Source organism: Brevundimonas balnearis (genome assembly GCF_042434805.1).
Lineage (GTDB): Bacteria > Pseudomonadota > Alphaproteobacteria > Caulobacterales > Caulobacteraceae > Brevundimonas > Brevundimonas balnearis.
Genome location: NZ_JBHLSW010000005.1, coordinates 16,688 through 37,924, shown reverse-complemented (window position 1 = coordinate 37,924; position 21,237 = coordinate 16,688). Strand labels below are relative to the sequence as shown.

Here is a 21,237-nt window from a genome sequence, read left to right as displayed (position 1 = left end):
TCTGGCGGGGATGACAGACCTTTCCCCCCGCGAGATCGTCTCCGAACTGGATCGTTTCATCGTCGGCCAGGACGACGCCAAGCGCGCCGTGGCCGTGGCGCTGAGGAACCGCTGGCGCCGCAAACGGGTCCCTGAGGACCTGCGCGACGAGGTCACGCCCAAGAACATCCTGATGATCGGCCCGACGGGCGTGGGCAAGACCGAGATCGCCAGGCGGCTGGCCAAGCTGTCCGGCTCGCCCTTCCTGAAGGTCGAGGCGACCAAGTTCACCGAGGTCGGCTACGTCGGCCGCGACGTCGATCAGATCATCCGCGACCTGGTCGAGGCGGCGCTGGTCATGGTGCGCGACCGCCGCCGGGCGGGCGTGCGGGCCCGGGCCGAGGGCCAGGCGGAGGCGCGGCTGCTGGACGCGCTGGTGGGCCCGGGCTCGCAGCCGACGACCCGCGAGGCGTTCCGGAAAAAGCTGCGCGCCGGCGAACTGGACGACAAGGAGGTGGAGATCGCGCTCGCCGACACCGCCTCGCCGCTCCAGGGTCTGGACCTGCCGGGCGCCAATGTGGGCGTGCTGAACCTGTCGGAGATGTTCGGCAAGATGGCCGGGGGGCGCACCAAGACGGTCAAGCTGCCCGTCCGCGACGCCTGGGCCCCGCTGGTCACCGAGGAGAGCGACAAGCTGCTGGATCAGGAGAGCCTGGCCAAGGAGGCGGTTCTGCTGGCCGAGAACGAGGGCATCGTCTTCCTGGACGAGATCGACAAGGTCGCGGCCCGCTCCGAGGCGCGCGGCGCCGACGTCAGCCGCGAGGGGGTCCAGCGCGACCTGCTGCCCCTGATCGAGGGCACCACGGTCTCCACCAAGTACGGGCCGGTGAAGTCGGACCATGTGCTGTTCATCGCGTCCGGCGCCTTCCACGTCGCCAAGCCGTCGGACCTGCTGCCCGAGCTGCAGGGGCGGCTCCCCATCCGGGTGGAGCTGAAGGCCCTGACGCGGGACGACTTCCGCCGCATCCTGACGGAACCCGAGTCCAACCTGATCCGCCAGAACCAGGCGCTGCTCGCGACCGAGGACGTGACGCTGGAGTTCACCGACGACGCTGTGGATGCGCTCGCCGACGCGGCGGTGGCGGCCAACAGCGCGGTCGAGAACATCGGCGCCCGCCGGCTTCAGACCGTGATCGAGCGGGTGCTGGAGGAGACCAGCTTCAGGGCCTCCGACCTGTCGGGCCAGACCGTCCGCTTCGACGGCGACGCGGTGCGCGAGAAGATCGCGGGCCTGGCCGCCAACGCCGACCTGAGCCGGTATATTCTCTGAAGTAAGTTCCTCCCCCGCCTAGCGGGGGAGGGGGACCCTGCGCAGCAGGGTGGAGGGGGCGAGTTCAAGCGCCGGCGTCCGGGGGGGTCGCCCCCTCCACCACTTCGTGGTCCCCCTCCCCTTCAAGAGGGGGAGGAAACGCCTGTCCGATCAGCCCAGCGAGGGGTCGATCTGCTTGCAGGCCTCGATCAGGCCCTGCACCGAGGCGACCGACTTGGCCAGCATGGCCTTCTCGTCGTCGTTGGTGGTGAACTCGATCACCTTCTCCGCGCCGCCGGCGCCGATCAGGGCGGGCACGCCGACGTAGAGGTCGTTCAGGCCGTACTCGCCCGACAGCCACACGGCGCAGGGCAGAACGCGCTTCTGGTCCAGCAGGTAGGAGCGGGCCATGGCCACGGCGCTCTCGGCCGGGGCGTAGAAGGCCGACCCGGTCTTCAGCAGGGCCACGATCTCGCCGCCGCCCTTGCGGGTCCGCTCGACGATGGCGTCCAGTTCGGCCTGCGTCATGAAGCCGGCCTTGACCGCGTCCGGCAGGGGCAGGCCGCCGACGGTGGAGTGGCGCACCATCGGCACCATGTCGTCGCCGTGGCCGCCCAGCGTCCAGGCGTGGATGTCCTGGATCGACACGCCCGTTTTCTCCGCCAGGAAGTAGGCGAAGCGGGCCGAATCCAGCACGCCGGCCATGCCCACGACCTTCTCCTTCGGAAGGCCCGAGAACTTCTGCAGCGCCCAGACCATCGCATCCAGGGGATTGGTGATGCAGATCACGAAGGCGTTCGGCGCATGCGCCTTGATGCCCTCGCCCACGGCCTTCATGACCTTCAGATTGATGCCGAGCAGGTCGTCGCGGCTCATGCCAGGCTTGCGCGGCACGCCCGCGGTGACGATGCAGACGTCGGCGCCGGCGATGTCGGCGTAGTCGTTCGCGCCCTTCAGCGCCACGTCCTGGCCGATGACGGCGGTGGCTTCCGCGATGTCCAGCGCCTTGCCCTGGGGGGTGCCCTCGGCGATGTCGAACAGGATCACGTCGCCCAGCGCCTCGCGCGCGCAGATGTGGGCGAGGGTGCCGCCGATCATGCCGGCGCCGATGAGGGCGATCTTCGCGCGAGCCATTCAGGCCTCCAGAAGCTTGTGCGTTGCGAAACGGAACGCCGCGCGGTCTAGACCCGGGCGGGGCGAGGGGCAAGCCACCCGTCTTCCTCACCCATAGCGTAGCGTATGGGGGAGGGGGACCATGCGCAGCATGGTGGAGGGGGCGAGTTCAAGCGCCGGTGTCTGGAGTCGCCCCCTCCACCGCTTCGCGGTCCCCCTCCCCCGCTCGCGGGGGAGGAGAGACATGCCCTACCGCGCCGCCGCCGCCAGGATGCTGCCGTCGGCGCGGCTCTGGACCAGCACGGCCATGGCCGCGCCGTCCTCGATCTCGGGCAGGGTCAGAAGGGTCGAGCGGCCGCGCCAGTCGCCGAGGGACCGCACGTCGCTGACCACGTTGACCTGGCGCAGCTCTCGGCCCCGATTGTCGCCTGCGCCGACCTCGACCACCTGGACGCCCGGCTTGAACACCACGGCCCAGACCTCCGCGCCGCCCGCCGGCGGCCGTCCGGATCCGACGCCGACGTGACGACCCGTCTCGCGAAACTCGATCTCAGGCGGGAACAGGCGCTCCTCGGCGGCCGCGTTGACCGCCTCCGTCACCGCTTCGGCGTCCACGCCCGAGACCGCCCGCCGCCCGTCGATCACGATCTGAGGCGTATAGACCCCGCGCAATCTGAGCGCCTGCTGATAGGCGCGCTGGCGTCGCACGAACTCGGGCTTGGCGAAGGTGTCGGCCCAGCCCTGATAGTCCCAGTAGTCGACCCCGTAGGTCAGGGCGATGACGCCCGGCGCCTCGGCCAGGGCCTCCACCGTGCGATCGGCCTCGGGACAGGCGCCGCAGCCCTGGGCGGTGAAAAGCTCGACCACCACCGGCTCGGGCACGGCGACGCGCGCGGGGGAGGACCGGGCCGGCTGCGCCGCCGACCCGGCCGTGAACGCCAGCGCCAGGGCGCCCGCCCCGGCCATGACCCAGCCCCTCGTAACCATGTCCGACGTTCTACGGCCGCGCGAAGATCACCGCCCCTCATATCTGCGTGAGGCGAAAAAGCGGCGCGAGATTCAGTCCATCAGCTGCTGGGACAGATAGACGTAGTGCCGCGCCCACCGCCGGGCGTTCGCCACCGGGTCGGCGTCGTTGGAGTGCCCGCCCGACGTCTCCTCGTAATAGAGGTGATCGTAGCCGAGGTCGCCCAGCCGCGCGGCGAACTTGCGCGCATGGCCGGGATGGACCCGGTCGTCCAGCGTGTTGGTCGTGATGTAGACGCGCGGATACTCCCGGCCCGGCGCCAGCCGCTGGTAGGCCGAATACGCCGCGATGAAGGCCGCGTCGCCGGGCACGCGCGGGTCGCCGTACTCGCCGATCCACGAGGCCCCGGCCGGCAGCAGGTGATAGCGCAGCATGTCGATCAGGGGGCTCTCGATCACCGCCGCGTCGAACAGCTCCGGCCGCTGGGTGATCGAGACCGAGGTCAGGACCCCGCCGTTGGATCGCCCATAGATGCCCAGGTGATCCGGGCTGGTGATCCGCCGCGCGATCAGGTCCTCGGCCACGGCGGCGAAGTCGTCGAAGGCCAGTTGGCGGTTCTCGCGCAGCGCCGCCTGGTGCCATTCGGGCCCGAACTCTCCGCCGCCCCGGATGTTGGCCTGGACGAAGACGCCGCCGTTCTCCAGCCACAGCTTGCCCATCTCGGGCTTGTAGGCGGGCGGGAAGCTGACCTGGAACCCGCCGTAGCCGAACAGGATGGTGGGCGCCGAGCCGTCCATCGCCAGGTCGCGCGGCCGCACCACGAAGTAGGGGATCAGGGTCCCGTCGCTGGACCGCGCCTCGAACTGCTCCACCTGATGGGTCGAGGCGTCGAACAGGGCGGGCGCGGCCTTCAGCGGCGCGATGCGTTCCGGCGGCGGCGGCGTGCCGGGCGCGCGGCGGGGGATGGCCACGCCCGCGTCCAGCAGTCCCAGCGACGGCGGCGTCAGGAAGCCTTGCGACGCCACGAAGACCTGCGCGCGGCTCTTGGAGGCGTCGCCCAGGTCGATGGCGCTGTTGTCAGGCGCCTCGACCGAGCGTTCGGTCCAGCCCCATTCGCCATGGTTGGCGAAGATCGACACGCGGCCGCGCACATTGTCGTTTCGCGCCACCACAACCCGGTCCGACAGGACGGCGACGTCGCTGATGGACTGGCGCGGGCCGGGCGCGAGGATCTGGCGCGCCTGGTTACTGATCACGACCTCGTTCCCGTCACGCAGCGTCGCGAGCGGGAAGGACAGCAGGGATCCGGCCGCATACTCGATCCCCGTCGGCGCCCACGCCTGTTCGGGAGAGAAGATCAGCACGTTCCCGATCGTCCCATAGATCGAGGCCCGCTCGGGAAGGTTCAGGCGGACCACGCGTCCGTCCACCCATTCCGACCGCTCGCTCCTGAAGGTGTCCAGCGGGCGGTTGAAGATCACGGCCTGGACGACGCCCTCGGCGTCCCGGAAGACCGAGGCGCTGACGCCGTAACCCCCGTCGCTCCGGTCGCCGCGATAGACTTCCGTCGCCTGGGCCAGGGTCTGCCCGCGCTTCAGCGACTTCACGATGTAGGGATAGCCGGACTCGGTCAGCGTCCCGGGGCCGAAGTCCGTGGCGACCAGAAGCGTGTCGGCGTCCAGCCAGCTGATGCGGTGCTTGCCCTCCGGCAGGCTGAAACCGCCGTCCACGAAGGCCTTGGCCGCGGTGTCGAACTCCCGCACCACCACCGCGTCCTTGCCGCCGTCGGACAGGGAGATCAGGCAGCGGCGCTCGTCCGGCGCCAGGCAGTTGGCCCCCTTGAAAACCCAGTCCTCGCCCTCGGCGCGGGCCAGCGCATCGATGTCGAGCAGCGTCTCCCAGGCCGGCGTGTCGGTCGCATAGCTCTCCAGCGTCGTGCGCCGCCAGACGCCCTTCGGATTGGCCGCGTCCTGCCAGAAGTTGCCCAGGCCCTCTCCGAGAAAGGTCGGGTAGGCGATCCGGTCCTGCGACGTCAGGATCGCCTCGGCCTCGCGCCGAAAGGTCTCGTAGCGCGGATCGCCGGTGAGGCTGGCCAGCGCCCGCTCGTTCGACGCCCGCACGAAGGCCAGGGCCTCGGCGCCCTGCACCTCCTCAAGCGCCAGATGGTCGTCGGCGGCCGCGACGGCCTCCGGCGTCAGCTCGGCCGGAAGGTGCGGCATCGCCTGCTGGGCGACAGCGGGAGACGCGAGGACGAGGGCGGAGGCGGTGAGCAGCAGCAGGCGCATGGGAACTCCAGTTTTCTGTTTCCTCCCCCTCGCAGAGGGCGAGGGGGACCGCGAAGCGGTGGAGAGGGCGAGGTCAGGGCGCGGTGGTCGAGGTCTCCCCCTCCACCACGCCACGCGGGGTCCCCCTCCCCCGCTCGCGAGGGAGGCGTGGGTCTTCAGTCCTCCGGCATCAGCCGGTCGGACAGATAGGTGTACTCCAGCGCCAGCCGTCGGGCGGTCTCGCGCAGGTTGGCGCCCGCCGCATGTCCACCGTCGGTGTTCTCGTAGAACAGGACCGGATAGCCCAGCTCCTGAAGCCGAGCGGCGGCCTTCCTCGCATGGCCGGGGTGCACGCGGTCATCCTTGGTCGAGGTGTGGATGAAGACCTCCGGATAGGGCTGGCCGGCGCGCAGGTTCTGATACGGCGAATAGGCCTGAATCCAGGCGCGCTCCTCGGGGATGTCCGGGTTGCCGTACTCCGCGATCCAGGACGCCCCGGCGAGCAGGCGGTGATAGCGCAGCATGTCGAACAGGGGGACCTGGATGACCGCGGCGTTGATCAGGTCCGGCCGCTGGGTCAGCATCGCCCCCATGAACAGCCCGCCCTGGCTGCCGCCCATGATCCCCAGGTGCGGCTGGGAGGTGATCCCGCGCCGAATCAGGTCCAGCGCCACCGCCTGGAAGTCCTCGTGCGCCCGCTGGCGGTTCGCCTGCAGCGCCGCCTGGTGCCAGCGCGGGCCGAACTCGCCCCCGCCCCGGGTGTTGGCGACCACATAGACGCCGCCACGCTCCAGCCACAGCTTGCCGACGGTGGCCGAGTAGCCCGGCAGCATCGACACCTGGAACCCGCCGTAGCCGTAAAGCAGCGTCGGATTCGAGCCGTCCATGGGCATGTCGGACCGGCCCACGACGAAATAGGGGACCATGGTCCCGTCGGCGGAGCGCGCCTCGAACTGGCGAACCTCCATGCCCTCGGCGTCGAACTTGGCGGGCAGGGACTTCACGGCTTGCGCCTGCAGCGTCGAGGCGTCGGCGAGATACAGGGTGGACGGCGTCAGGTAGCCGTTGATCGAGACGAACACCCGGTCGTCCAGCTCGCTGGCCGAGCCCAGACCCACAGACACGTTCTCGGGCAGGTCCATCCGCTCGCGCGTCCAGCCGTCGGCGGTCGGCTGATAGACATAGACCCCGCCGCGCACGTTCTCATACAGGGCGACGATCAGGCGGTTGCGGGTGATCTGGACGCCTTCGATCGACTCGCGGGGTCCGGGCCGCAGGATCAGTTGCATCGGCGCGGCCGAATCGGCCAGCCAAGCGTCGAGGTCGACGCTGAACAGGTCGCCGGTCTGGAAGCTCTGGCCGGAGCCCGAGGTGAAGTCCTCGTCCGTCGTCAGGATCAGCCGGTCGCCCAGCAGGCCGGTGATCGACGCCTTCTGCGGCAGCTCCAGCCGGCGCGTCGAGCCGTCGGCCTGCAGCACGAAGTATTCGCGCGTGTAGAAGGTCATCGCCCGCGAGATCAGGGTCGCCCTCAGCGTCCCGTCCGGGTCGCGCAGGGTGAAGGCGCTGACGAAGACGTCGTCCGGCCGGGCCTCGAAGATCGTCTGCGCCTGATCCAACGACTGGCCGCGCGCGAGTCGCTTCAGGATCCGGGGATAGCCGCTGGCGGTCAGCGAGCCCTCCCCGAAGTCGCGGGTGATGAGAAGCGTGTCTTGGTCGATCCAGGTCGCGTCGCCCTTGGATTCCGGCAGTACGAAGCCGCCCTCCACGAAGGCGCGGCTGACGCGGTCGAACTCGCGCAGCGTCGAGGCGTCCTTGCCGCCGTCCGACAGCTCCACCAGACAGCGCCGGCCCTGCGGCTCCAGGCAGTTCGCCCCGCGCCAGACCCAGTTCGCATCTTCGGAAGCCGCCAGGGCGTCGAGGTCCAGCACCGTCTCCCAGGCCGGCTCGGCCGTGGCGTAGCTCTCCGGCGTCGTGGTGCGCCAGACGCCCCGGACGCTGTTCGCGTCCTGCCAGAAGTTGTCGATGCGCTCGACCCCCTCGACCCTGCGGAAGCCGGGCGTGGGGATGCGGTCGCGGGATTCCACCAGCGCCAGGGCGTCGGCGTGCAGCCGGTCGTACAGCGGATCGCCCTGCAGCCGCCCGAGCGACGCCGCGTTCTGCTCGCGGACCCAGGCCATGGCCCGCTCGCCCTCCACCTCTTCGAGCCAGATGTAGGGGTCGGCCTCGGCGACCTGCTCGGGGGCGTGCGGAGGGGTGGGCAGGCCGACCTGCGGCTCCTGCGGAGGATTGGACATGGGCGTCTCTGAAACGGCCGATCCGGCCAGAAGAACCGCCGCGAGGGCGGCGAGCGAGGCGGCGCGGGACATCAGGGCTCCCCCCAGTCGAAACACAGGGCGGGCACCTTAACCGGCTGAGGACGCGGATCAATCTCTCCTCCCCCAGCGCAGCGTACGGGGAGGCGGACCGCGCGCAGCGTGGTGAAGGGGGGCGAGGGCAAGCGCCTGCGCTCCCGGTCGCCCCCTCCGTCTCGTCGCTGCGCGACGATCCACCTCCCCCGCTTCGCAGGGGAGGAGACCCTCATTCAGTGCTGGCTCTCGGGCAGGCGGACGACCAGCCCGTCCAGGTCGTCGGAGACGCGGATCTGGCAGGACAGGCGGCTGTTCGGCTGCACGTTCTCGGCGAAGTCGAGCATGGATTCCTCCATCGCCGACGGCCGCCCGGTCTCGGCCTGGAAGGCCTCGTCGACATAGACGTGGCAGGTGGCGCAGGCGCAGGCCCCGCCGCAGTCCGCGTCGATGCCGGGCACGTTGTTGCGGATCGCGCCCTCCATCACGGACAGGCCCGTCTTGACCTCCACGACGTGCTCGGTTCCGTCGTGCTCGATGTAGGTGATCTTCGCCATCCGGGCCTCATAGCAACGCCCGCGCGGAATGGAAGCCGACGCTCTTTTTGCCGCGCTATCGCTCGCGACGCGGTCGCTCGCTGCTTCAGCGCTAGTCGAAGATGTCGAAGATCGACGGGCGCTTCTTGCGATAGCCGTAGCCGCGCTCGCCGTACTCGCCGCGTTCACCCCATTCCCCGCGTTCGCCACGTTCGCCATAGCCCCAGGGCTGCTGGGGCGGCGGCTGCGTCGGATAGGGGGGCGCGGGCGCGGCCTGGGGCGGCGGCGCGGGCTGGGCGACGCGCGGGGCCTCGTCCACGGCGGCCTGCATCAGCTTCTCCAGCTCGCCCCGGTCCAGCCAGACGCCCCGGCAGGTCGGGCACATGTCGAACTGCACGCCGGAGCGCTCGACCGTGGTCATGGCGGCGTTGTCGTTGGGGCACATCAAGAGCGGCATGGTCGTCCTCTCAAGCAGGGAAGGTCACCCGCGGTCCGACATCGCACGCCGTCCGTGACGGCCCGCCAGAGGGGCCCGCACCGCCGACCGACACTAGGGGCGCGACGGCGCCGCTTTCAAGGCCATGAGCGCCAACAAGCCCGCCCTCAAGCAGCGAGCGACCGCGTCGCGAGCGATAGGGCGTCAACATACCTGCCCCGCGGCCCAGCCGGACGACCAGGCCCACTGGAAGTTATAGCCGCCCAGCCAGCCGGTGATGTCGACGGCCTCGCCGATGACATACAGGCCGGGGGCGGTCTTCGCCTGCATCGTCTTCTGGTCCAGCTCATCGGTCGCGACGCCGCCCAGCGTCACCTCGGCGGTGCGATAGCCTTCCGAGCCGACCGGCTTGACCCGCCAACGGTTGATCGCGGCTCCGACCGCCGCCAGCCGCGCGTCCGGCCTCTCGGCCAGCGCCCCGCTCGCCCCCTCGGCTTCGGCGACCGCTTCCGCCAGGCGTCGCGGCAGGTGTTCGGAGAGCGCCGTGACGACCCCTTGCCGTCCCGCCTCCCGCTTTCGGGCCTTCAGCATCTCCGCGACGTCGACGTCCGGCGCCAGGTCCAGCTCGATCGACTCGCCCTCGCGCCAGTAGCTGGAGATCTGCAGGATCGCCGGACCGCTGATCCCCCGGTGGGTGAACAGCACCGCCTCGCGGAACCGGCCCGACCGCCCGCCCTCGCCCGCGCGGGCCACCGCGTCGGGCGCGGCGACGCCCGCCAGCGGCTTCAGTCGCTCGAGCAGCGCCGCCTCGAAGGTCAGGGGCACGAGCGCGGGGCGGGTCTCGACGATACGGAGGCCGAAGCGGCGGGCGACGTCATAGGCCCAGCCGGTCGCGCCCATCTTGGGGATGGACTTGCCGCCGGTGGCCAGCACCAGCGAGGCCGCCTCGATCCCCTGGCCGTCCGAGAGGGTCGCGCGGAACCCGTCGCCCGCCCGCTCGACCGCCTCCACGGAGGTGTTCAGGCGCAGCTCCGCGCCCGCCCGCCGCATCTCCTCGGTCAACAGATTGACGATCTGGCGCGAACTGTCGTCGCAGAACAGCTGGCCCAGCGTCTTCTCATGCCAGGCGACGCCGTGACGGTTCACCAGGGCGATGAAGTCGTGCTGGTCGTAGCGCTTCAGCGCCGAGGCCGCGAAACGAGGGTTCTCGCCCAGGAACGCGTGGGGTCCGCAGCCCAGGTTGGTGAAGTTGCAGCGCCCGCCGCCGGAAATCCTGATCTTCTCGCCGGGCGCCCTCGCATGGTCGATCACCAGCACCGAGCGGCCGCGCCGCCCCGCCTCGGCGGCGCACATCATGCCGGCCGCGCCCGCGCCGACGATCAGGACATCCACCTTGCGGCTCTTCATGCGAGGGGCCATAGCAGGCCGGAGCGGGCAAGGCTTCACCGTGTCGCGGTTGCGATGACCGGCGGTTCATGACAAGCGGCGCCGCATGATCACATATCTGATGTTGGCGCTCGGCCTGGTTCTCCTCACGGTCGGCGGTGACACCCTCGTGCGCGGCGCCTCGACGGCGGCCAAGAGCCTGGGTGTTTCGCCCCTGCTGATCGGCCTGACCCTGGTCGGCTTCGGCACCTCGACGCCCGAACTGGTCACCAGCCTTACGGCCGCCCTGGCCGGGTCGCCGGGGATCGCGGTCGGGAACGTGGTGGGCTCGAACACCGCCAACATCCTGCTGATCCTGGGGCTGACGGCCCTGATCGCGCCGATCGCTGTGGACCGCACGGCGTTCCGGCGGGACGGCTGGATGCTGGTCATCGCGGCGGTCGTCTGCGCCGCCGCCGTTCTGGCCGCGCGGATCGGACCGATCTGGGGCGCGGCGATGGTGGCGATGCTGCTCGCCTATCTCGTCGTCGCCTGGCTGGGCGAGCGGAACGCCGTCGACCCCGAACGGGACAAGTACGAACACATCGCCGAGGACGCGCCGAAGTCCGGCGGCGGCCTTCTCGTCGGGCTGGGTCTGGCGGTCCTGGGCATCGCCCTGACCATCGGCGGCGCGAACCTGCTCGTGAGCAACGCCATCGTCATCGCGCGGGACTTCGGCGTGTCGGACGCGGTGATCGGCGTCACGGTGGTGGCGGTCGGCACCTCGCTGCCGGAAATGGTGACGTCCGTGGTCGCGGCGATGAAGCGTCACGCCGACGTGGCGCTCGGCAACGTCGTCGGCTCAAACATCTTCAACGTGCTGTTCATCCTGGGCGTGACCTCGATGGTCCAGCCGATCCAGGTCCCGGCCGAGATCGCCCGGCTGGACATCTGGGTCATGCTGGCCGCGACGGCGCTTCTGGTGGTGTTCGTCCGCACCGGCATGAAGATCGTGCGCTGGGAAGGCCTTGCGCTGCTGGCCGCCTACGCCGCCTACATCTGGTCGCTGGTGCGCGGGATCGTCTGACCAGCGCTAATGAGCGTCGTCCCAGTTGGCGGCGGCCTTGGCCTCGACCTCCAGCGGCACGGTCAGCGCCACGGCCGGCTCCGCGGCGGTCTCCATGACGCGGCGGATCAGGGGCAGGGCCGCCTCGACCTCGGCCTCGGGCGCCTCGAACACCAGTTCGTCGTGGACCTGCAGCAGCATGCGGGTCTGAAGCCCGGCGTCGCACAGGGCTGACGGCATCCGCATCATGGCCCGGCGGATGATGTCCGCCGCCGCGCCCTGGATCGGGGCGTTGATCGCCGCGCGCTCGCCGAACGCCCGCTCGGCGTTCGACTTGGACCGGATCGCCGGGATGTGGATGCGCCGCCCGAACAGGGTGGAGACGAACCCCGCCTCGCGCACCTCGGCCTTGGTGCGGTCCATGTAGGTGCGGATGCCGGGGAAGCGCTCGAAATAGGTCTTGATGTAGGCCCCGGCCTCGCCCTGGTCGATCCCGAGCTGGTTGGCCAGGCCGAAGGCCGAGATGCCGTAGACGATGCCGAAGTTGATGGCCTTGGCGCGCCGCCGCGTCTCGGCGGGCATGCCCTCCACCGGCACGCCGAACATCTCGGACGCCGTGGCCGCGTGGATGTCCAGCCCCGCCTTGAAGGCGCGCTTCAGCTCGGGGATGTCGCCGATGTGGGCGAGCAGCCGAAGCTCGATCTGGGAATAGTCGGCCGAGATCAGGACGTGGCCCGGCCGGGCGATGAAGGCCTGACGGATCTGTCGGCCCACCTCGGTGCGGATCGGGATGTTCTGAAGATTGGGGTCAGAGCTCGCCAGGCGTCCGGTGGTGGCCGCGGCCAGCTGGTAGGAGGTGTGCACCCGGTCCGTCTCCGGGTCGGCGGCGGCGACCAGCGCGTCGGTATAGGTGCCCTTGAGCTTGGACAGCTGGCGCCATTCCAGCAGGGTGGCGGGCAGGTCGTGCGTCAGCGCCAGCTCCTCCAGCACGCTGGCGTCGGTGCCCCACTGGCCCGTGGCGGTCTTCTTGCCGCCCGCCAGGCCCATCTCGCCGAACAGGATGTCGCCGATCTGCTTGGGGCTGCCCAGGTTGAAGGGCCGACCCGCCAGGCCGTGGGCCTTCTCCTCCAGCTCGGCCATGCGCAGGCCGAACTCCGACGACAGCCGGCGCAGGCGCTCCGGATCGACGCGGATTCCCGCCAGCTCCATGTCGGCCAGCACCGCCGGCATGGCCCGCTCCAGCGTCTCATAGACGGTGGTCAGCTTCTCCTCGACCAGCCGGGGCTTGAGGATGCGCCACAGGCGAAGGGTCACGTCCGCGTCCTCGGCGGCGTAGCAGGTCGCCGGCTTGAGCTCGACGTGCTTGAAGCTCTTCTGGCTCTTGCCGGTCCCCGCCACGGTCTTGAAGGCGATGGGCTCGTGGCCGAGATGCAGCCGCGCCAGCTCGTCCATGCCGTGGCCGTGCAGGCCGCCCTCCAGCACGTAGGAGATCAGCAGGGTGTCGTCGATCGGATGGACCCGGATGCCTCGGCGCGCCATCACGGCCAGGTCGTACTTGATGTTCTGCCCGACCTTCAGCACCGCCGGGTCTTCCAGCAGCGTCTTCAAGCGCGCCAGGGCGGTGGGCTTGTCGATCTGGGTCAAGGGTTCGCGCGTGTCGGCCTCGCCGCCGAAATCCAGCCCGCCCGAGCCCTCCACGGGCGCGTGCTCGTGGGTCAGGGGGATGTAGCAGGCCTGGTTCGGCCCGATGGCCAGCGACACCCCGCAGAGCCCCGCGTGGGTCGCCGACAGGCTGTCGGTCTCGGTGTCGAAGCCCACGATCCCGGCCGCCCGGGCCTTGTCGATCCAGGCGTCCAGTTCCTCCAGCGTCTGGATGCAGGCGTAGCCGTCGTGGTCGAAGGCATGATCCCCAGGCTCTACCGGCGCGCGGGGCGCGTAGCGGGGCGTCATCACCGGCGCGGTCAGAGGCTTGGGCGCCCGCTGCATGGCCGGACCGTCCCGCTCGGGCGCCTTGCCGTCGCCGACGCGCCGCGCCAGCGAACGGAACTCCATCTCGTCCAGGAAGGCCGACAGGGTCTCGGGGTCCGGATCGCGGACGGCGAAGTCCTCCATCGGCTCGGGCGCCGGGGCGTCGCAGGTCAGGCGCACCAGCTCGCGCGACAGCCGGATCTGGTCGGCGAACCCGATCAGGGTCTCGCGCCGCTTCGGCTGCTTGATCTCGCCGGCCCGGGCCAGCAGCGTGTCGAGGTCGCCGTACTCGTCCAGCAGCTGGGCCGCCGTCTTGGGGCCGATGCCCGGCGCGCCCGGGACGTTGTCGACGCTGTCGCCGATCAGGGCCTGCAGATCGACCATCTTGTCCGGCGTGACCCCGAACTTCTCCATGACCGCGTCCTCGGCCAGGACCTTGTCCTTCATCGGGTCGTACATGACCACCGACGGGCCGATCAGCTGCATCAGGTCCTTGTCGGAGCTGACGATGACGGCCTTGCCCCCCGCGTCCCTGGCCTTGCAGGCGTAGGTGGCGATCAGGTCGTCGGCCTCGTAGCCGGGCAGTTCCACGCAATGCACGCCGAAGGCGGCGGTCGCCTGGCGCACCAGGGCGAACTGGGGGACCAGGTCCTCCGGCGGCGGGGGACGGTGGGCCTTGTAGCCGTCGTAGAGGTCGTTCCTGAACGTCTTCTCGGAGTGGTCGAAGATGGCGACCAGATGGGTCGGGCCGTCCTCGCCCTTCAGGTCCCGCAGCAGCTTCCACAGCATGTTGCAGTAGCCCTGCACCGCCCCCACCGGCAGGCCGTCGGACTTGCGGGTCAGCGGCGGCAGGGCGTGGTACGCCCTGAAGATGTAGGCGGAGGCGTCGATCATCCACAGCCGGATCGGCGGCCCGTCTTGCGTGAGGGGGCGGTCGGTCGTCTCGGCGGCGTCGTCGGTCATGGGTGGAAGATAGGCGGGCGCGCCGCCGCCGTCATCGCCTGATCTGGGTCGCCACGACGGGTGTCAGCGCGGCGCGGCGTCGATCCGGACCTCGACCCGGCGTCGCAGCGGTTCGGCCGCCCCGGTGGGGGTCACCGCGCCCTGATCGCCCGCGGCGTAGAGCTGGAACTCGGGGGCCGGAAATCCGGAGGCTGCGAGCGCCCGCGCGACCTCGGCGGCGCGGCGCTCCGACAGGGAAAGATTGGCGCTGCTGGACCCCGTGGCGCTGGCCAGGCCCACCACCTGGACCGCGCGGACGGCGCAGGCGGAGACCATATCGGCGTGCAGCCGCACGGCCTCGGCCGCCGGATCGGTCAGCCGCGCCTCGCCCTCACGGAAATACACCTCGAACACATGCGCCCGGCACGCCGCAGGCGCGGCGACCAGCGGCGCCCGATCTTCGGCGCGACCCGCGCACCCCGCCGCCAGCGCCGCCAGCGACACCGCCGCCAATCCCCGAACCCACGTCATTGGAGCCTCCCCAGGCCTGTCGAGCAGAGAAAAGGCGGCCCGCGTCGCGAGCCGCCCTGTACGATGTCTCTCGCGGACCGCGATCGCCTCAGTAGCGACGCGAGCCGTCTTCCCAATAGCATTCGACCTGGCGGCCGTCGTAGCAGTAGTAGTAGGCGCGACGCTGGGCGTCGTAGTAGCGCTGCTGGTTGGCGCGGTCCTGCTGCGAGCCGCGGATCGCGCCCGCCGCGCCGCCCACCACCGCGCCGATGGCCGCGCCGGTGCCGGCGTTGCCGTCGCCGACGTTGTTGCCGATGATAGCGCCGGCCACGGCGCCGATGCCGGCGCCGATCGCGCCCTGGCGGACGGTCTCATTGGTCCCGCCGTAGCCGTACGGGTCGCTCGCGCAGGCCGAGGCCAACAGACCGGCGCCGGCGACGGCGATAATCGCCTTTTTCATGTGAGATCCCTTTATCCCTGCGGTTCGCCCCCGGGGTGAGAACGCTGGACCAGCGTGGCGGTTCCAAGGCCTATCCCCGAGCGAGCGTTGAGATTATCACGTTCGACGAGCAGGTGGGAGCGGGCGAGACCGCCCGTCGGGAGGCGACATGAAGTTCCTTGAACCGGTCCGCATGGCGGACGACGACGGCCACGGTCCGGTCTGGGCCCGCTCCAGACGCAAGAGCGGCGGCAATCCAGTGGTGGGCCTGATCGTGACCCTGGTTGCGCTGTTCGGGGCGCTGACGATCGCCCTGTCGGTCGCGGAGCGCTCGGTGGCGGGCGCGGGAGAACGGATCGACGGCTGGATCGCGGTCGCCGTCGACGGCGTTCGCGGCCTGACCGGACAGGCGGACGAGGCGGCGGAGGCGGCCGGGCAGGAAGCCGTCCAGGCCACCGAAAAGGCCGGCGACGCCATGCAGGCGGGGGCCGAGGCGGCGCGTGAGGAACTCTCAAATCCCTGAAGCCTGTCCCTCGAACGGAACGGCAAGGGTCGGACGGGCGTTGGCGGGCGATGACCGCCGCTGACGCCCCCCTTCCCGATCTGTCCGAAGCGAAGCGGTCGAGCCTGACGCCTCACGCGCCGCTGAGACGGATCACGGTGCTGGTCAATCCGCTGTCGGGCTCAACCGGACCCCACGCCGCCGAGCAGGCGGAGGCCCTGCTGGCCGATTACGCGGTCGAGGCGGAGGTGCGGCGTCTGACCGACGGCCGGTTCGAGCCGCAGATCGAGGCAGCGCTGGCCGACGAGCCCGACCTCCTCGTCGTCCTGGCGGGGGACGGCACCGCCCGAGCGGCGGCCGGGCTGGCCGGCCCCAGGGGGCCGCTGGTGGCGCCCCTCCCCGGCGGGACCATGAACATGCTGCCCAAGGCGCTTTATGGCACCACCGACTGGCGCGCCGCGCTGAAGGTCGCGCTGGAGGAGGGTGAGCCGCTGGACGTGGTCGGCGGCGAGGTGGACGGCCACCCCTTCTACTGCGTCGCCATCCTGGGCTCGCCCGCCTTGTGGGCGCCGGCGCGGGAGGCTGTGCGGGTGCGCAAGTTCAGTCTGGCCTGGCAGTACGCCCGGCGAGCGCTGCGCCGGGCCTTCTCCGGCCGTATCCGGTACAGCCTCGACGGCGGCCCCCGCACCTCGGCCGAGGCGCTGGCGCTGATCAGCCCTCTCATCTCGAAGGCGCTGGAGGAGGATGACGGGCTGGAGGCGGCCGCCATGAGCCCCGTGGACGCGGCCGAAGCCTTTCGCCTAGCCTATCACGCCCTGACGAGCGACTGGCGCCATGATCCGGCGGTCCGGACGCGAAAGATCCGGCGCGCCGAGGTGACGGCGCGCTCCCGCATTCCGGCCGTTCTGGACGGAGAGTCCGTGCTGCTGACCCACCATTCCCGGGTCCGTTTCCGGTCCAAGGCCTTCCGCGCGCTGGCGCCGCGACCGCCGGCCGAGGCGGACAGCGTCTGATGCCCAAGCTCCTTCAGTTCTCGGACGTCCACTTCGGCGTGGAGCATGCCGACGCCTGCGCCGCGGCGCTGGACTATGCACGCGCGGCGCGCCCGGACCTCGTGCTGGTCACGGGGGACGTGACGCAGAAGGGGCTGCCGGACGAATTCGAGGCCGCCGCGCGATGGATCAAGGCCCTGCCGGAACCGGTGTTCGTCATCGTCGGCAATCACGACGTGCCCTATTATGACCCCGTCGCGCGCATCTTCTATCCGTGGCGGCGGTTCGAGACGGTGATCGGCCATCCGGCCCACGATCACGAGTATCGGGGTCCCGGCGTGATGGTCCGGGGCGTGACCACGGCGCGGGGCTGGCAGGCGCGGCTCAACTGGTCGAAAGGCGTGATCGACCTGGATCAGACCCGCCGCGCGGCCCAGGCCCTGGCGGCGGCGCCGACCGGCGATCTTCGCATCCTCGCCTGCCATCACCCCCTGATCGAGATGATCGGCACGCCCATGACGGGCGACGTCATCCGGGGCGAGAGGGCCGCTCACATCTTCGCCGAGGCCGGCGTGGACCTCATCATGACGGGCCACGTGCATGTGCCGTTCGCCCTGCCGATCCGCCTCGGCGACGGCTGCTCCTACGCCGTGGGATGCGGGACCCTGTCCCGGCGCGAGCGCGGGGCCCCGCCCAGCTTCAACCGCGTGGAGTGGGACGATCGCCGGATCGTGGTGACCGCGGTGGCGTGGAAGGACGGCCGGTTCGCCGACAGCCAGACCTGGACCCTGAACCGTCGCCAGGACACCCGGCACGCCGAGTCGCGACCGCCGGCGCCGAGCGAGGCGGCCATAAGAAAAGCCGCCGTCTGATCGACGGCGGCTTGCCTTGTAACCCGATGACCTGGAGGTCGCGCTAGATCCTCGACCCTCGACCGCGCAGACCGCCGGCGACCAGAGAGATCACGAACAGGATCAGCGCGATGACCGCCACGAACTTGGCGATCTCGAAAGAGAAGTTGGCGATGCCGCCGAAGCCGAGAACGGCGGCGACCAGCGCGACGATCAGAAAGATAATGGCCCAGCGAAGCATGGGGTCCCTCCGTTGTTGATCGGCGAGTCGGCGACGACTTGCCGAGCTCGAGCACACAACGTTTGGACGGCTCCGCTGTTCCCTCGCCAGAAGAAAGGACCCGGCCGGATACCTTCCGACCGGGCCCCGCCGCATTCAATGGGGACGTCTCAGCGCCGCCGGCGCGAGCTCCGGCTCTGCTCGGTGAAGGCCGCCGCGACCATGGTCGCCAGGGCGGGGTTGCGGAGAAAGATCCAGCCGCCCGCCAGGGCCGCCACCGTGCCGAGGATCGGTCGCTGGCGGAAAAGATGGTAGGCGCGCGCGCCGAGCCCTTCCGGCTCGTCGTCCTCTTCAGGGTCGTCGCCGCTCGCCTTCGACAGGAACATTGCGGCGACACCTCCGGCGAGGGCGGCGAAGATCAGGGCGGTCACGGCCGCGGCGCCGAGCGGCTCAAGCGCCAGGGCCAGGGCGTAGTAGGTCGCCGCGCCCAGCGCCACGACGACGACGAAGGCGCAACCGGCGACGACGAACGCCGCCGCCAGGCGCTTGACCAGCCCCTTGCCCAGCATCAGTGACGCCGGCCGGCGAGCAGCAAGCCGAGGACGACGCCGACGCCGAGGGCGATTGCGGTGGACTGCACCGGGCGCTCCTGAACCCGCTCGACCAGATAGCGCTGGGCTTCGTCGAGCCGTTCGGCGGCGTCGTCGTAGTACTCGCGGCCGCGCGTGCGGGCCTCGTCGTAATAGACCCGAGCGCGCTCGCGGGCGGCTTCGGCCTTCTCGCGCAGCCGGGCCTCGGTCTCCGCCGCCTTGGCCTTGAGGCGGGCGGACTCCTCGCGGCTCACGGCCTTGAGATCTTCCTTGAGGGTGTTCAGGTCGTTCTTGACGTCTTCCCGAGCCTTGGACGTGGCCATGATGCGCGCTCCTGAGGTGAAAGCTTGGCGTTACGATGATCTAGGGGACCCCGCGGGCAAACGCCAGATCGGGGCGAGGGTTCCCACCGTCAGACCCGGCGGTCGACAGCTCGCGGGCCGCCGACTATGGCTTCGGGCCATGAGCGAATGGCTGTTCGACCCGCCCGCCGCGCCGTCCCTGCCCATCGTGGGGCGGACCGAGCGCTTCCCGGTCCGCCGCATCCTCTGCGTCGGCCAGAACTACGCCGCCCACGCCCGGGAGATGGGGTCTGAGCGCGCCGAGCCCTTCTTCTTCTCGAAGCCCGGCGACGCGATCGCTCCGGAGGGGGGGCGGGTCGCCTATCCGCCCTCGACTGCGAACCTGCACCATGAGGTCGAACTGGTCTGCGCCATCGGTCCGGGCGGGACGATCGTCGGCTGGGCGGTCGGCTGCGACCTGACCCGGCGCGACCTCCAGGCGGCGGCCAAGGCGGCGGGGCGTCCGTGGGACGCGGCCAAGGGCTTCGACCAGTCCGCCCCCTGCGGACCGATCACGCTCGGCGCCCTGCCGGACGCGGACGGGGAGATCGCGCTCGACGTCAACGGCCGGTCGCGGCAGCGGGGCGTCCTGTCGGACATGATCTGGGCGCCGGAGGAGATCGTCGTGGGGCTGGGGAAACTGTGGCGGCTCATGCCCGGGGACCTGATCTTCACGGGAACGCCCGAGGGGGTGGGGCCGGTGGTCGACGGCGACCGGATCGATTGCCGCATCGCGGGCCTGGCCCCGCTCAGCTTCGAGATCGCCGGATGATCCTGCACGGCTATTGGCGCTCAGGGACGAGCTATCGCACCCGGATCGCGCTCAACCTCAAGGGCCTGACCTACGACCAGGTCGGCGTGGACCTGCGTGCGGGCGCGCAGCGGTCGGACGCCTTCCTGGCCTTGAACCCGCAAGGCATGGTCCCCGCGCTGGAGCTTGGTCCGGAGGACGGCGGTCCGGCGGTCCTGACCCAGAGTCCGGCGATCCTGGAGTGGCTGGACGAGGCCTTTCCCGAGCCGCCGCTCTTGCCGGTGAACAAGATCGAGCGCGCCCATGTGCGGGCCATGGCGGCGCTGGTCGAGTGCGACGTGCATCCCCTCAACAATCTGCGGGTCCTCAAGGCGGTGCGGGAGATCTCCGGCGGCGACCAGGCCGACACCGACGCCTGGGCCGCGCGCTGGATCCGGCCCGGCCTCGAGGCCCTGGAAAGCCTGATCGCCCGCCATGGGCGCGGCTGGTGCTTCGGCGAGACGCCCACGCTGGCGGACTGTTGCCTGATCCCCCAGGCCTATTCGGCCACGCGCTTCAACATCGCGCTCGACCCCTGGCCCCGCATCGCGGCCGTCGTGGCCCGCGCGGCGCTGCATCCGGCCTTCGCCGCGGCGCATCCGGACCGTCAGGCGGACGCGGACTAGGCAGTAGTCAGTAGGGCAGTCGGCGGCGGTTGGAGGCGGCTGGCCTGGACGGCAGGGGCCCTCACAAGTCCTGCTCCCTAACCCCTACTGCCTACTGTCGACTGCCCCTCCGGTAACCCTTCGGTAGCGTCTGGGAAGCGGTCCCTTAAACTTTCGGGGGCAGGGTCGTCCGGTGAACCCGTCCGCGCCCGACAATCCCGCCGAACGCCTGTGCGTCGCGCTCGCGCCCTCCCCGGTGCGTTCGCCCGCGCCGCCGCCGGGGGCCCAGGAGGACGCGACCCGTCAGCTGCTGCAGACCGCCGCGGACGCCGGCGTCCGCCGCGTCACCTCGCGGCCGGAGGGCGAGGTCGAACGTCTGCTCGGCCAGGCGTGGCCCTTCCCCTCGCCGTTCCGCGTCGATGTCCGCACCGTGGCCATCTCGGAGGGGCTGGATCGGGTGGAGGCGCGCGCCCGCCGGTCGCTCGAGCACATGGGCCTGCCCAGGGGCGAGACGCTGTTCGTCGGCCGCGCCTCGGATCTGGCCGGCGCCGAGGGTCGCGCCATGTGGGACCGGCTGGAGCGGCTGAAGGCGCAGGGCCTGTTCAGAAAGCTCGGCATCTGCGCCGGGCCGGAGGATTCGCCCGCCCTGCTGGCGCGCCGGTACGCCCCCGACGCCATGCGCGTACCGTGCAGCCTGCTGGATCAGCGGGCCCTGAGGACCGGGACGCTCGAGGCGCTGGCGGCGATGGATCTGGAGGTCCAGGTGTCGGCCGTCTTCGCCCACGGCCTGCTTTTCGGCGCCGTGGACCTGGCGCCCCAAGGGGCGGACATGCTGGCGCTGTCGCGCGTGCGGCGCCGCCTCGCCGAAGCGCGTCTGGACCCTATGCAGGCCGGGCTCAGCTTCGGGCTGGACCTGCCCGGTCGGCCGCTGCTGGTCACCTCGGTCGCGTCCGCGGCGGAGCTGCGGGCCATGCTCGCGGCCGCCCACGGTCTTCGGTCCCACGCCGGCCTGGACTGGGCGGGGTTCGCGCTCGACGCCGAGGCGGCCCAGGCGCTGTCGGCCCCCAGGGCCGCCAGCGCGGCCTGACGTCGTCGCAATCCGGCGCT

At 70.9% G+C, this 21,237-nt stretch carries 21 protein-coding genes; 8 read left to right on the top strand and 13 right to left on the bottom strand.

The features are described 5' to 3' along the window. Positions 1–10: 10 nt before the first annotated feature. Positions 11–1,309: an ATP-dependent protease ATPase subunit HslU gene (gene hslU / locus ACFFGE_RS07320; RefSeq protein ID WP_376835639.1), complete on the top strand. Its 1,299-nt coding sequence runs from the start codon at positions 11–13 to the stop codon at positions 1,307–1,309. A 150-nt stretch (positions 1,310–1,459) separates the two neighbouring features. Here the strand turns inward: hslU and mdh are convergent, their stop codons facing one another. The 7 genes from mdh to ACFFGE_RS07285 all read right to left on the bottom strand — a co-directional run bounded on the left by mdh (position 1,460) and on the right by ACFFGE_RS07285 (position 10,356). Next, positions 1,460–2,422, bottom strand: coding sequence for a malate dehydrogenase (gene mdh / locus ACFFGE_RS07315; protein WP_376835638.1), 963 nt, complete (start codon positions 2,420–2,422; stop codon positions 1,460–1,462). Between the two features lie 228 nt (positions 2,423–2,650). Further along, positions 2,651–3,388, bottom strand: a complete 738-nt coding sequence (locus ACFFGE_RS07310) for a DUF1223 domain-containing protein (RefSeq protein ID WP_376835637.1) — start codon at positions 3,386–3,388, stop codon at positions 2,651–2,653. 72 nt (positions 3,389–3,460) lie between these two features. Further along, positions 3,461–5,653 carry a prolyl oligopeptidase family serine peptidase gene (locus tag ACFFGE_RS07305; protein ID WP_376835636.1) on the bottom strand — a complete coding sequence of 731 codons (2,193 nt, stop codon included), beginning with the start codon at positions 5,651–5,653 and terminating at the stop codon, positions 3,461–3,463. 155 nt (positions 5,654–5,808) lie between these two features. Further along, a complete protein-coding gene (locus tag ACFFGE_RS07300) occupies positions 5,809–7,998 on the bottom strand; it encodes a prolyl oligopeptidase family serine peptidase (protein ID WP_376835635.1) in 2,190 nt (729 codons plus the stop codon). A 215-nt stretch (positions 7,999–8,213) separates the two neighbouring features. Then, entirely contained in the window at positions 8,214–8,534 is a 321-nt protein-coding gene (locus ACFFGE_RS07295) for a 2Fe-2S iron-sulfur cluster-binding protein (protein ID WP_376835634.1), read from the bottom strand. A 91-nt stretch (positions 8,535–8,625) separates the two neighbouring features. Next, positions 8,626–8,970 carry a TFIIB-type zinc ribbon-containing protein gene (locus tag ACFFGE_RS07290; RefSeq protein WP_376835633.1) on the bottom strand — a complete coding sequence of 115 codons (345 nt, stop codon included), beginning with the start codon at positions 8,968–8,970 and terminating at the stop codon, positions 8,626–8,628. Between the two features lie 183 nt (positions 8,971–9,153). Then, positions 9,154–10,356: a BaiN/RdsA family NAD(P)/FAD-dependent oxidoreductase gene (locus ACFFGE_RS07285; RefSeq protein WP_376835632.1), complete on the bottom strand. Its 1,203-nt coding sequence runs from the start codon at positions 10,354–10,356 to the stop codon at positions 9,154–9,156. Between the two features lie 85 nt (positions 10,357–10,441). Here ACFFGE_RS07285 and ACFFGE_RS07280 point away from each other — a divergent pair, with 85 nt between their 5' ends. Then, positions 10,442–11,401, top strand: a complete 960-nt coding sequence (locus ACFFGE_RS07280) for a calcium/sodium antiporter (RefSeq protein WP_376835631.1) — start codon at positions 10,442–10,444, stop codon at positions 11,399–11,401. A 6-nt stretch (positions 11,402–11,407) separates the two neighbouring features. Here ACFFGE_RS07280 and polA read toward each other — a convergent pair whose 3' ends face one another. From polA to ACFFGE_RS07265, 3 genes are all read right to left on the bottom strand, one after another. Further along, positions 11,408–14,311 carry a DNA polymerase I gene (polA, locus tag ACFFGE_RS07275; protein ID WP_376835630.1) on the bottom strand — a complete coding sequence of 968 codons (2,904 nt, stop codon included), beginning with the start codon at positions 14,309–14,311 and terminating at the stop codon, positions 11,408–11,410. A 63-nt stretch (positions 14,312–14,374) separates the two neighbouring features. Further along, entirely contained in the window at positions 14,375–14,821 is a 447-nt protein-coding gene (locus ACFFGE_RS07270) for an OmpA family protein (RefSeq protein ID WP_376835629.1), read from the bottom strand. An 88-nt stretch (positions 14,822–14,909) separates the two neighbouring features. Continuing rightward, positions 14,910–15,260: a YMGG-like glycine zipper-containing protein gene (locus ACFFGE_RS07265; protein WP_376835628.1), complete on the bottom strand. Its 351-nt coding sequence runs from the start codon at positions 15,258–15,260 to the stop codon at positions 14,910–14,912. A gap of 148 nt (positions 15,261–15,408) precedes the next feature. Between ACFFGE_RS07265 and ACFFGE_RS07260 the strand changes: the two genes are divergently transcribed. Genes ACFFGE_RS07260 through ACFFGE_RS07250 form a run of 3 tightly spaced genes read left to right on the top strand, consistent with a single transcriptional unit; the run spans position 15,409 to position 17,605 of the window. Continuing rightward, entirely contained in the window at positions 15,409–15,762 is a 354-nt protein-coding gene (locus ACFFGE_RS07260) for a hypothetical protein (RefSeq protein WP_376835627.1), read from the top strand. 50 nt (positions 15,763–15,812) lie between these two features. Then, positions 15,813–16,754 carry a diacylglycerol/lipid kinase family protein gene (locus ACFFGE_RS07255; protein WP_376835626.1) on the top strand — a complete coding sequence of 314 codons (942 nt, stop codon included), beginning with the start codon at positions 15,813–15,815 and terminating at the stop codon, positions 16,752–16,754. Beyond that, on the top strand, positions 16,754–17,605 hold the full coding sequence (locus ACFFGE_RS07250; protein ID WP_376835625.1) for a metallophosphoesterase family protein: 852 nt from the start codon (positions 16,754–16,756) through the stop codon (positions 17,603–17,605). Before ACFFGE_RS07255 ends, ACFFGE_RS07250 begins: the two co-directional genes overlap by 1 nt. A 43-nt stretch (positions 17,606–17,648) precedes the next feature. Here ACFFGE_RS07250 and ACFFGE_RS07245 read toward each other — a convergent pair whose 3' ends face one another. The 3 genes from ACFFGE_RS07245 to ACFFGE_RS07235 all read right to left on the bottom strand — a co-directional run bounded on the left by ACFFGE_RS07245 (position 17,649) and on the right by ACFFGE_RS07235 (position 18,717). After that, on the bottom strand, positions 17,649–17,825 hold the full coding sequence (locus ACFFGE_RS07245) for a DUF1328 domain-containing protein (protein ID WP_376835624.1): 177 nt from the start codon (positions 17,823–17,825) through the stop codon (positions 17,649–17,651). A gap of 149 nt (positions 17,826–17,974) precedes the next feature. Beyond that, complete coding sequence (locus ACFFGE_RS07240) at positions 17,975–18,373, bottom strand: hypothetical protein (RefSeq protein WP_376835623.1); 399 nt, start codon at positions 18,371–18,373, stop codon at positions 17,975–17,977. Beyond that, positions 18,373–18,717 carry a glycine zipper domain-containing protein gene (locus ACFFGE_RS07235; protein WP_376835622.1) on the bottom strand — a complete coding sequence of 115 codons (345 nt, stop codon included), beginning with the start codon at positions 18,715–18,717 and terminating at the stop codon, positions 18,373–18,375. The genes ACFFGE_RS07240 and ACFFGE_RS07235 overlap by 1 nt, the downstream gene beginning before the upstream one ends. 139 nt (positions 18,718–18,856) lie before the next feature. Here ACFFGE_RS07235 and ACFFGE_RS07230 point away from each other — a divergent pair, with 139 nt between their 5' ends. The 3 genes from ACFFGE_RS07230 to ACFFGE_RS07220 all read left to right on the top strand — a co-directional run bounded on the left by ACFFGE_RS07230 (position 18,857) and on the right by ACFFGE_RS07220 (position 21,217). Then, positions 18,857–19,507 (top strand): fumarylacetoacetate hydrolase family protein, encoded by a 651-nt coding sequence (locus tag ACFFGE_RS07230; RefSeq protein WP_376835621.1) that lies wholly within the window; start codon positions 18,857–18,859, stop codon positions 19,505–19,507. After that, positions 19,504–20,151, top strand: coding sequence for a maleylacetoacetate isomerase (maiA, locus tag ACFFGE_RS07225; protein WP_376835620.1), 648 nt, complete (start codon positions 19,504–19,506; stop codon positions 20,149–20,151). Before ACFFGE_RS07230 ends, maiA begins: the two co-directional genes overlap by 4 nt. Before the next feature lie 172 nt (positions 20,152–20,323). Continuing rightward, positions 20,324–21,217 (top strand): aldo-keto reductase family protein, encoded by an 894-nt coding sequence (locus ACFFGE_RS07220; RefSeq protein WP_376835618.1) that lies wholly within the window; start codon positions 20,324–20,326, stop codon positions 21,215–21,217. Positions 21,218–21,237: the final 20 nt, after the last annotated feature.

Coding starts and splice junctions, on each gene's coding strand:
- hslU (WP_376835639.1), top strand. CDS start 11: ATGACAGACCTTTCCCCCCGCGAGATCGTCTCCGAACTGGATCGTTTC.
- mdh (WP_376835638.1), bottom strand. CDS start 2,422: ATGGCTCGCGCGAAGATCGCCCTCATCGGCGCCGGCATGATCGGCGGC.
- ACFFGE_RS07310 (WP_376835637.1), bottom strand. CDS start 3,388: ATGGTTACGAGGGGCTGGGTCATGGCCGGGGCGGGCGCCCTGGCGCTG.
- ACFFGE_RS07305 (WP_376835636.1), bottom strand. CDS start 5,653: ATGCGCCTGCTGCTGCTCACCGCCTCCGCCCTCGTCCTCGCGTCTCCC.
- ACFFGE_RS07300 (WP_376835635.1), bottom strand. CDS start 7,998: ATGTCCCGCGCCGCCTCGCTCGCCGCCCTCGCGGCGGTTCTTCTGGCC.
- ACFFGE_RS07295 (WP_376835634.1), bottom strand. CDS start 8,534: ATGGCGAAGATCACCTACATCGAGCACGACGGAACCGAGCACGTCGTG.
- ACFFGE_RS07290 (WP_376835633.1), bottom strand. CDS start 8,970: ATGCCGCTCTTGATGTGCCCCAACGACAACGCCGCCATGACCACGGTC.
- ACFFGE_RS07285 (WP_376835632.1), bottom strand. CDS start 10,356: ATGAAGAGCCGCAAGGTGGATGTCCTGATCGTCGGCGCGGGCGCGGCC.
- ACFFGE_RS07280 (WP_376835631.1), top strand. CDS start 10,442: ATGATCACATATCTGATGTTGGCGCTCGGCCTGGTTCTCCTCACGGTC.
- polA (WP_376835630.1), bottom strand. CDS start 14,311: ATGACCGACGACGCCGCCGAGACGACCGACCGCCCCCTCACGCAAGAC.
- ACFFGE_RS07270 (WP_376835629.1), bottom strand. CDS start 14,821: ATGACGTGGGTTCGGGGATTGGCGGCGGTGTCGCTGGCGGCGCTGGCG.
- ACFFGE_RS07265 (WP_376835628.1), bottom strand. CDS start 15,260: ATGAAAAAGGCGATTATCGCCGTCGCCGGCGCCGGTCTGTTGGCCTCG.
- ACFFGE_RS07260 (WP_376835627.1), top strand. CDS start 15,409: ATGAAGTTCCTTGAACCGGTCCGCATGGCGGACGACGACGGCCACGGT.
- ACFFGE_RS07255 (WP_376835626.1), top strand. CDS start 15,813: ATGACCGCCGCTGACGCCCCCCTTCCCGATCTGTCCGAAGCGAAGCGG.
- ACFFGE_RS07250 (WP_376835625.1), top strand. CDS start 16,754: ATGCCCAAGCTCCTTCAGTTCTCGGACGTCCACTTCGGCGTGGAGCAT.
- ACFFGE_RS07245 (WP_376835624.1), bottom strand. CDS start 17,825: ATGCTTCGCTGGGCCATTATCTTTCTGATCGTCGCGCTGGTCGCCGCC.
- ACFFGE_RS07240 (WP_376835623.1), bottom strand. CDS start 18,373: ATGCTGGGCAAGGGGCTGGTCAAGCGCCTGGCGGCGGCGTTCGTCGTC.
- ACFFGE_RS07235 (WP_376835622.1), bottom strand. CDS start 18,717: ATGGCCACGTCCAAGGCTCGGGAAGACGTCAAGAACGACCTGAACACC.
- ACFFGE_RS07230 (WP_376835621.1), top strand. CDS start 18,857: ATGAGCGAATGGCTGTTCGACCCGCCCGCCGCGCCGTCCCTGCCCATC.
- maiA (WP_376835620.1), top strand. CDS start 19,504: ATGATCCTGCACGGCTATTGGCGCTCAGGGACGAGCTATCGCACCCGG.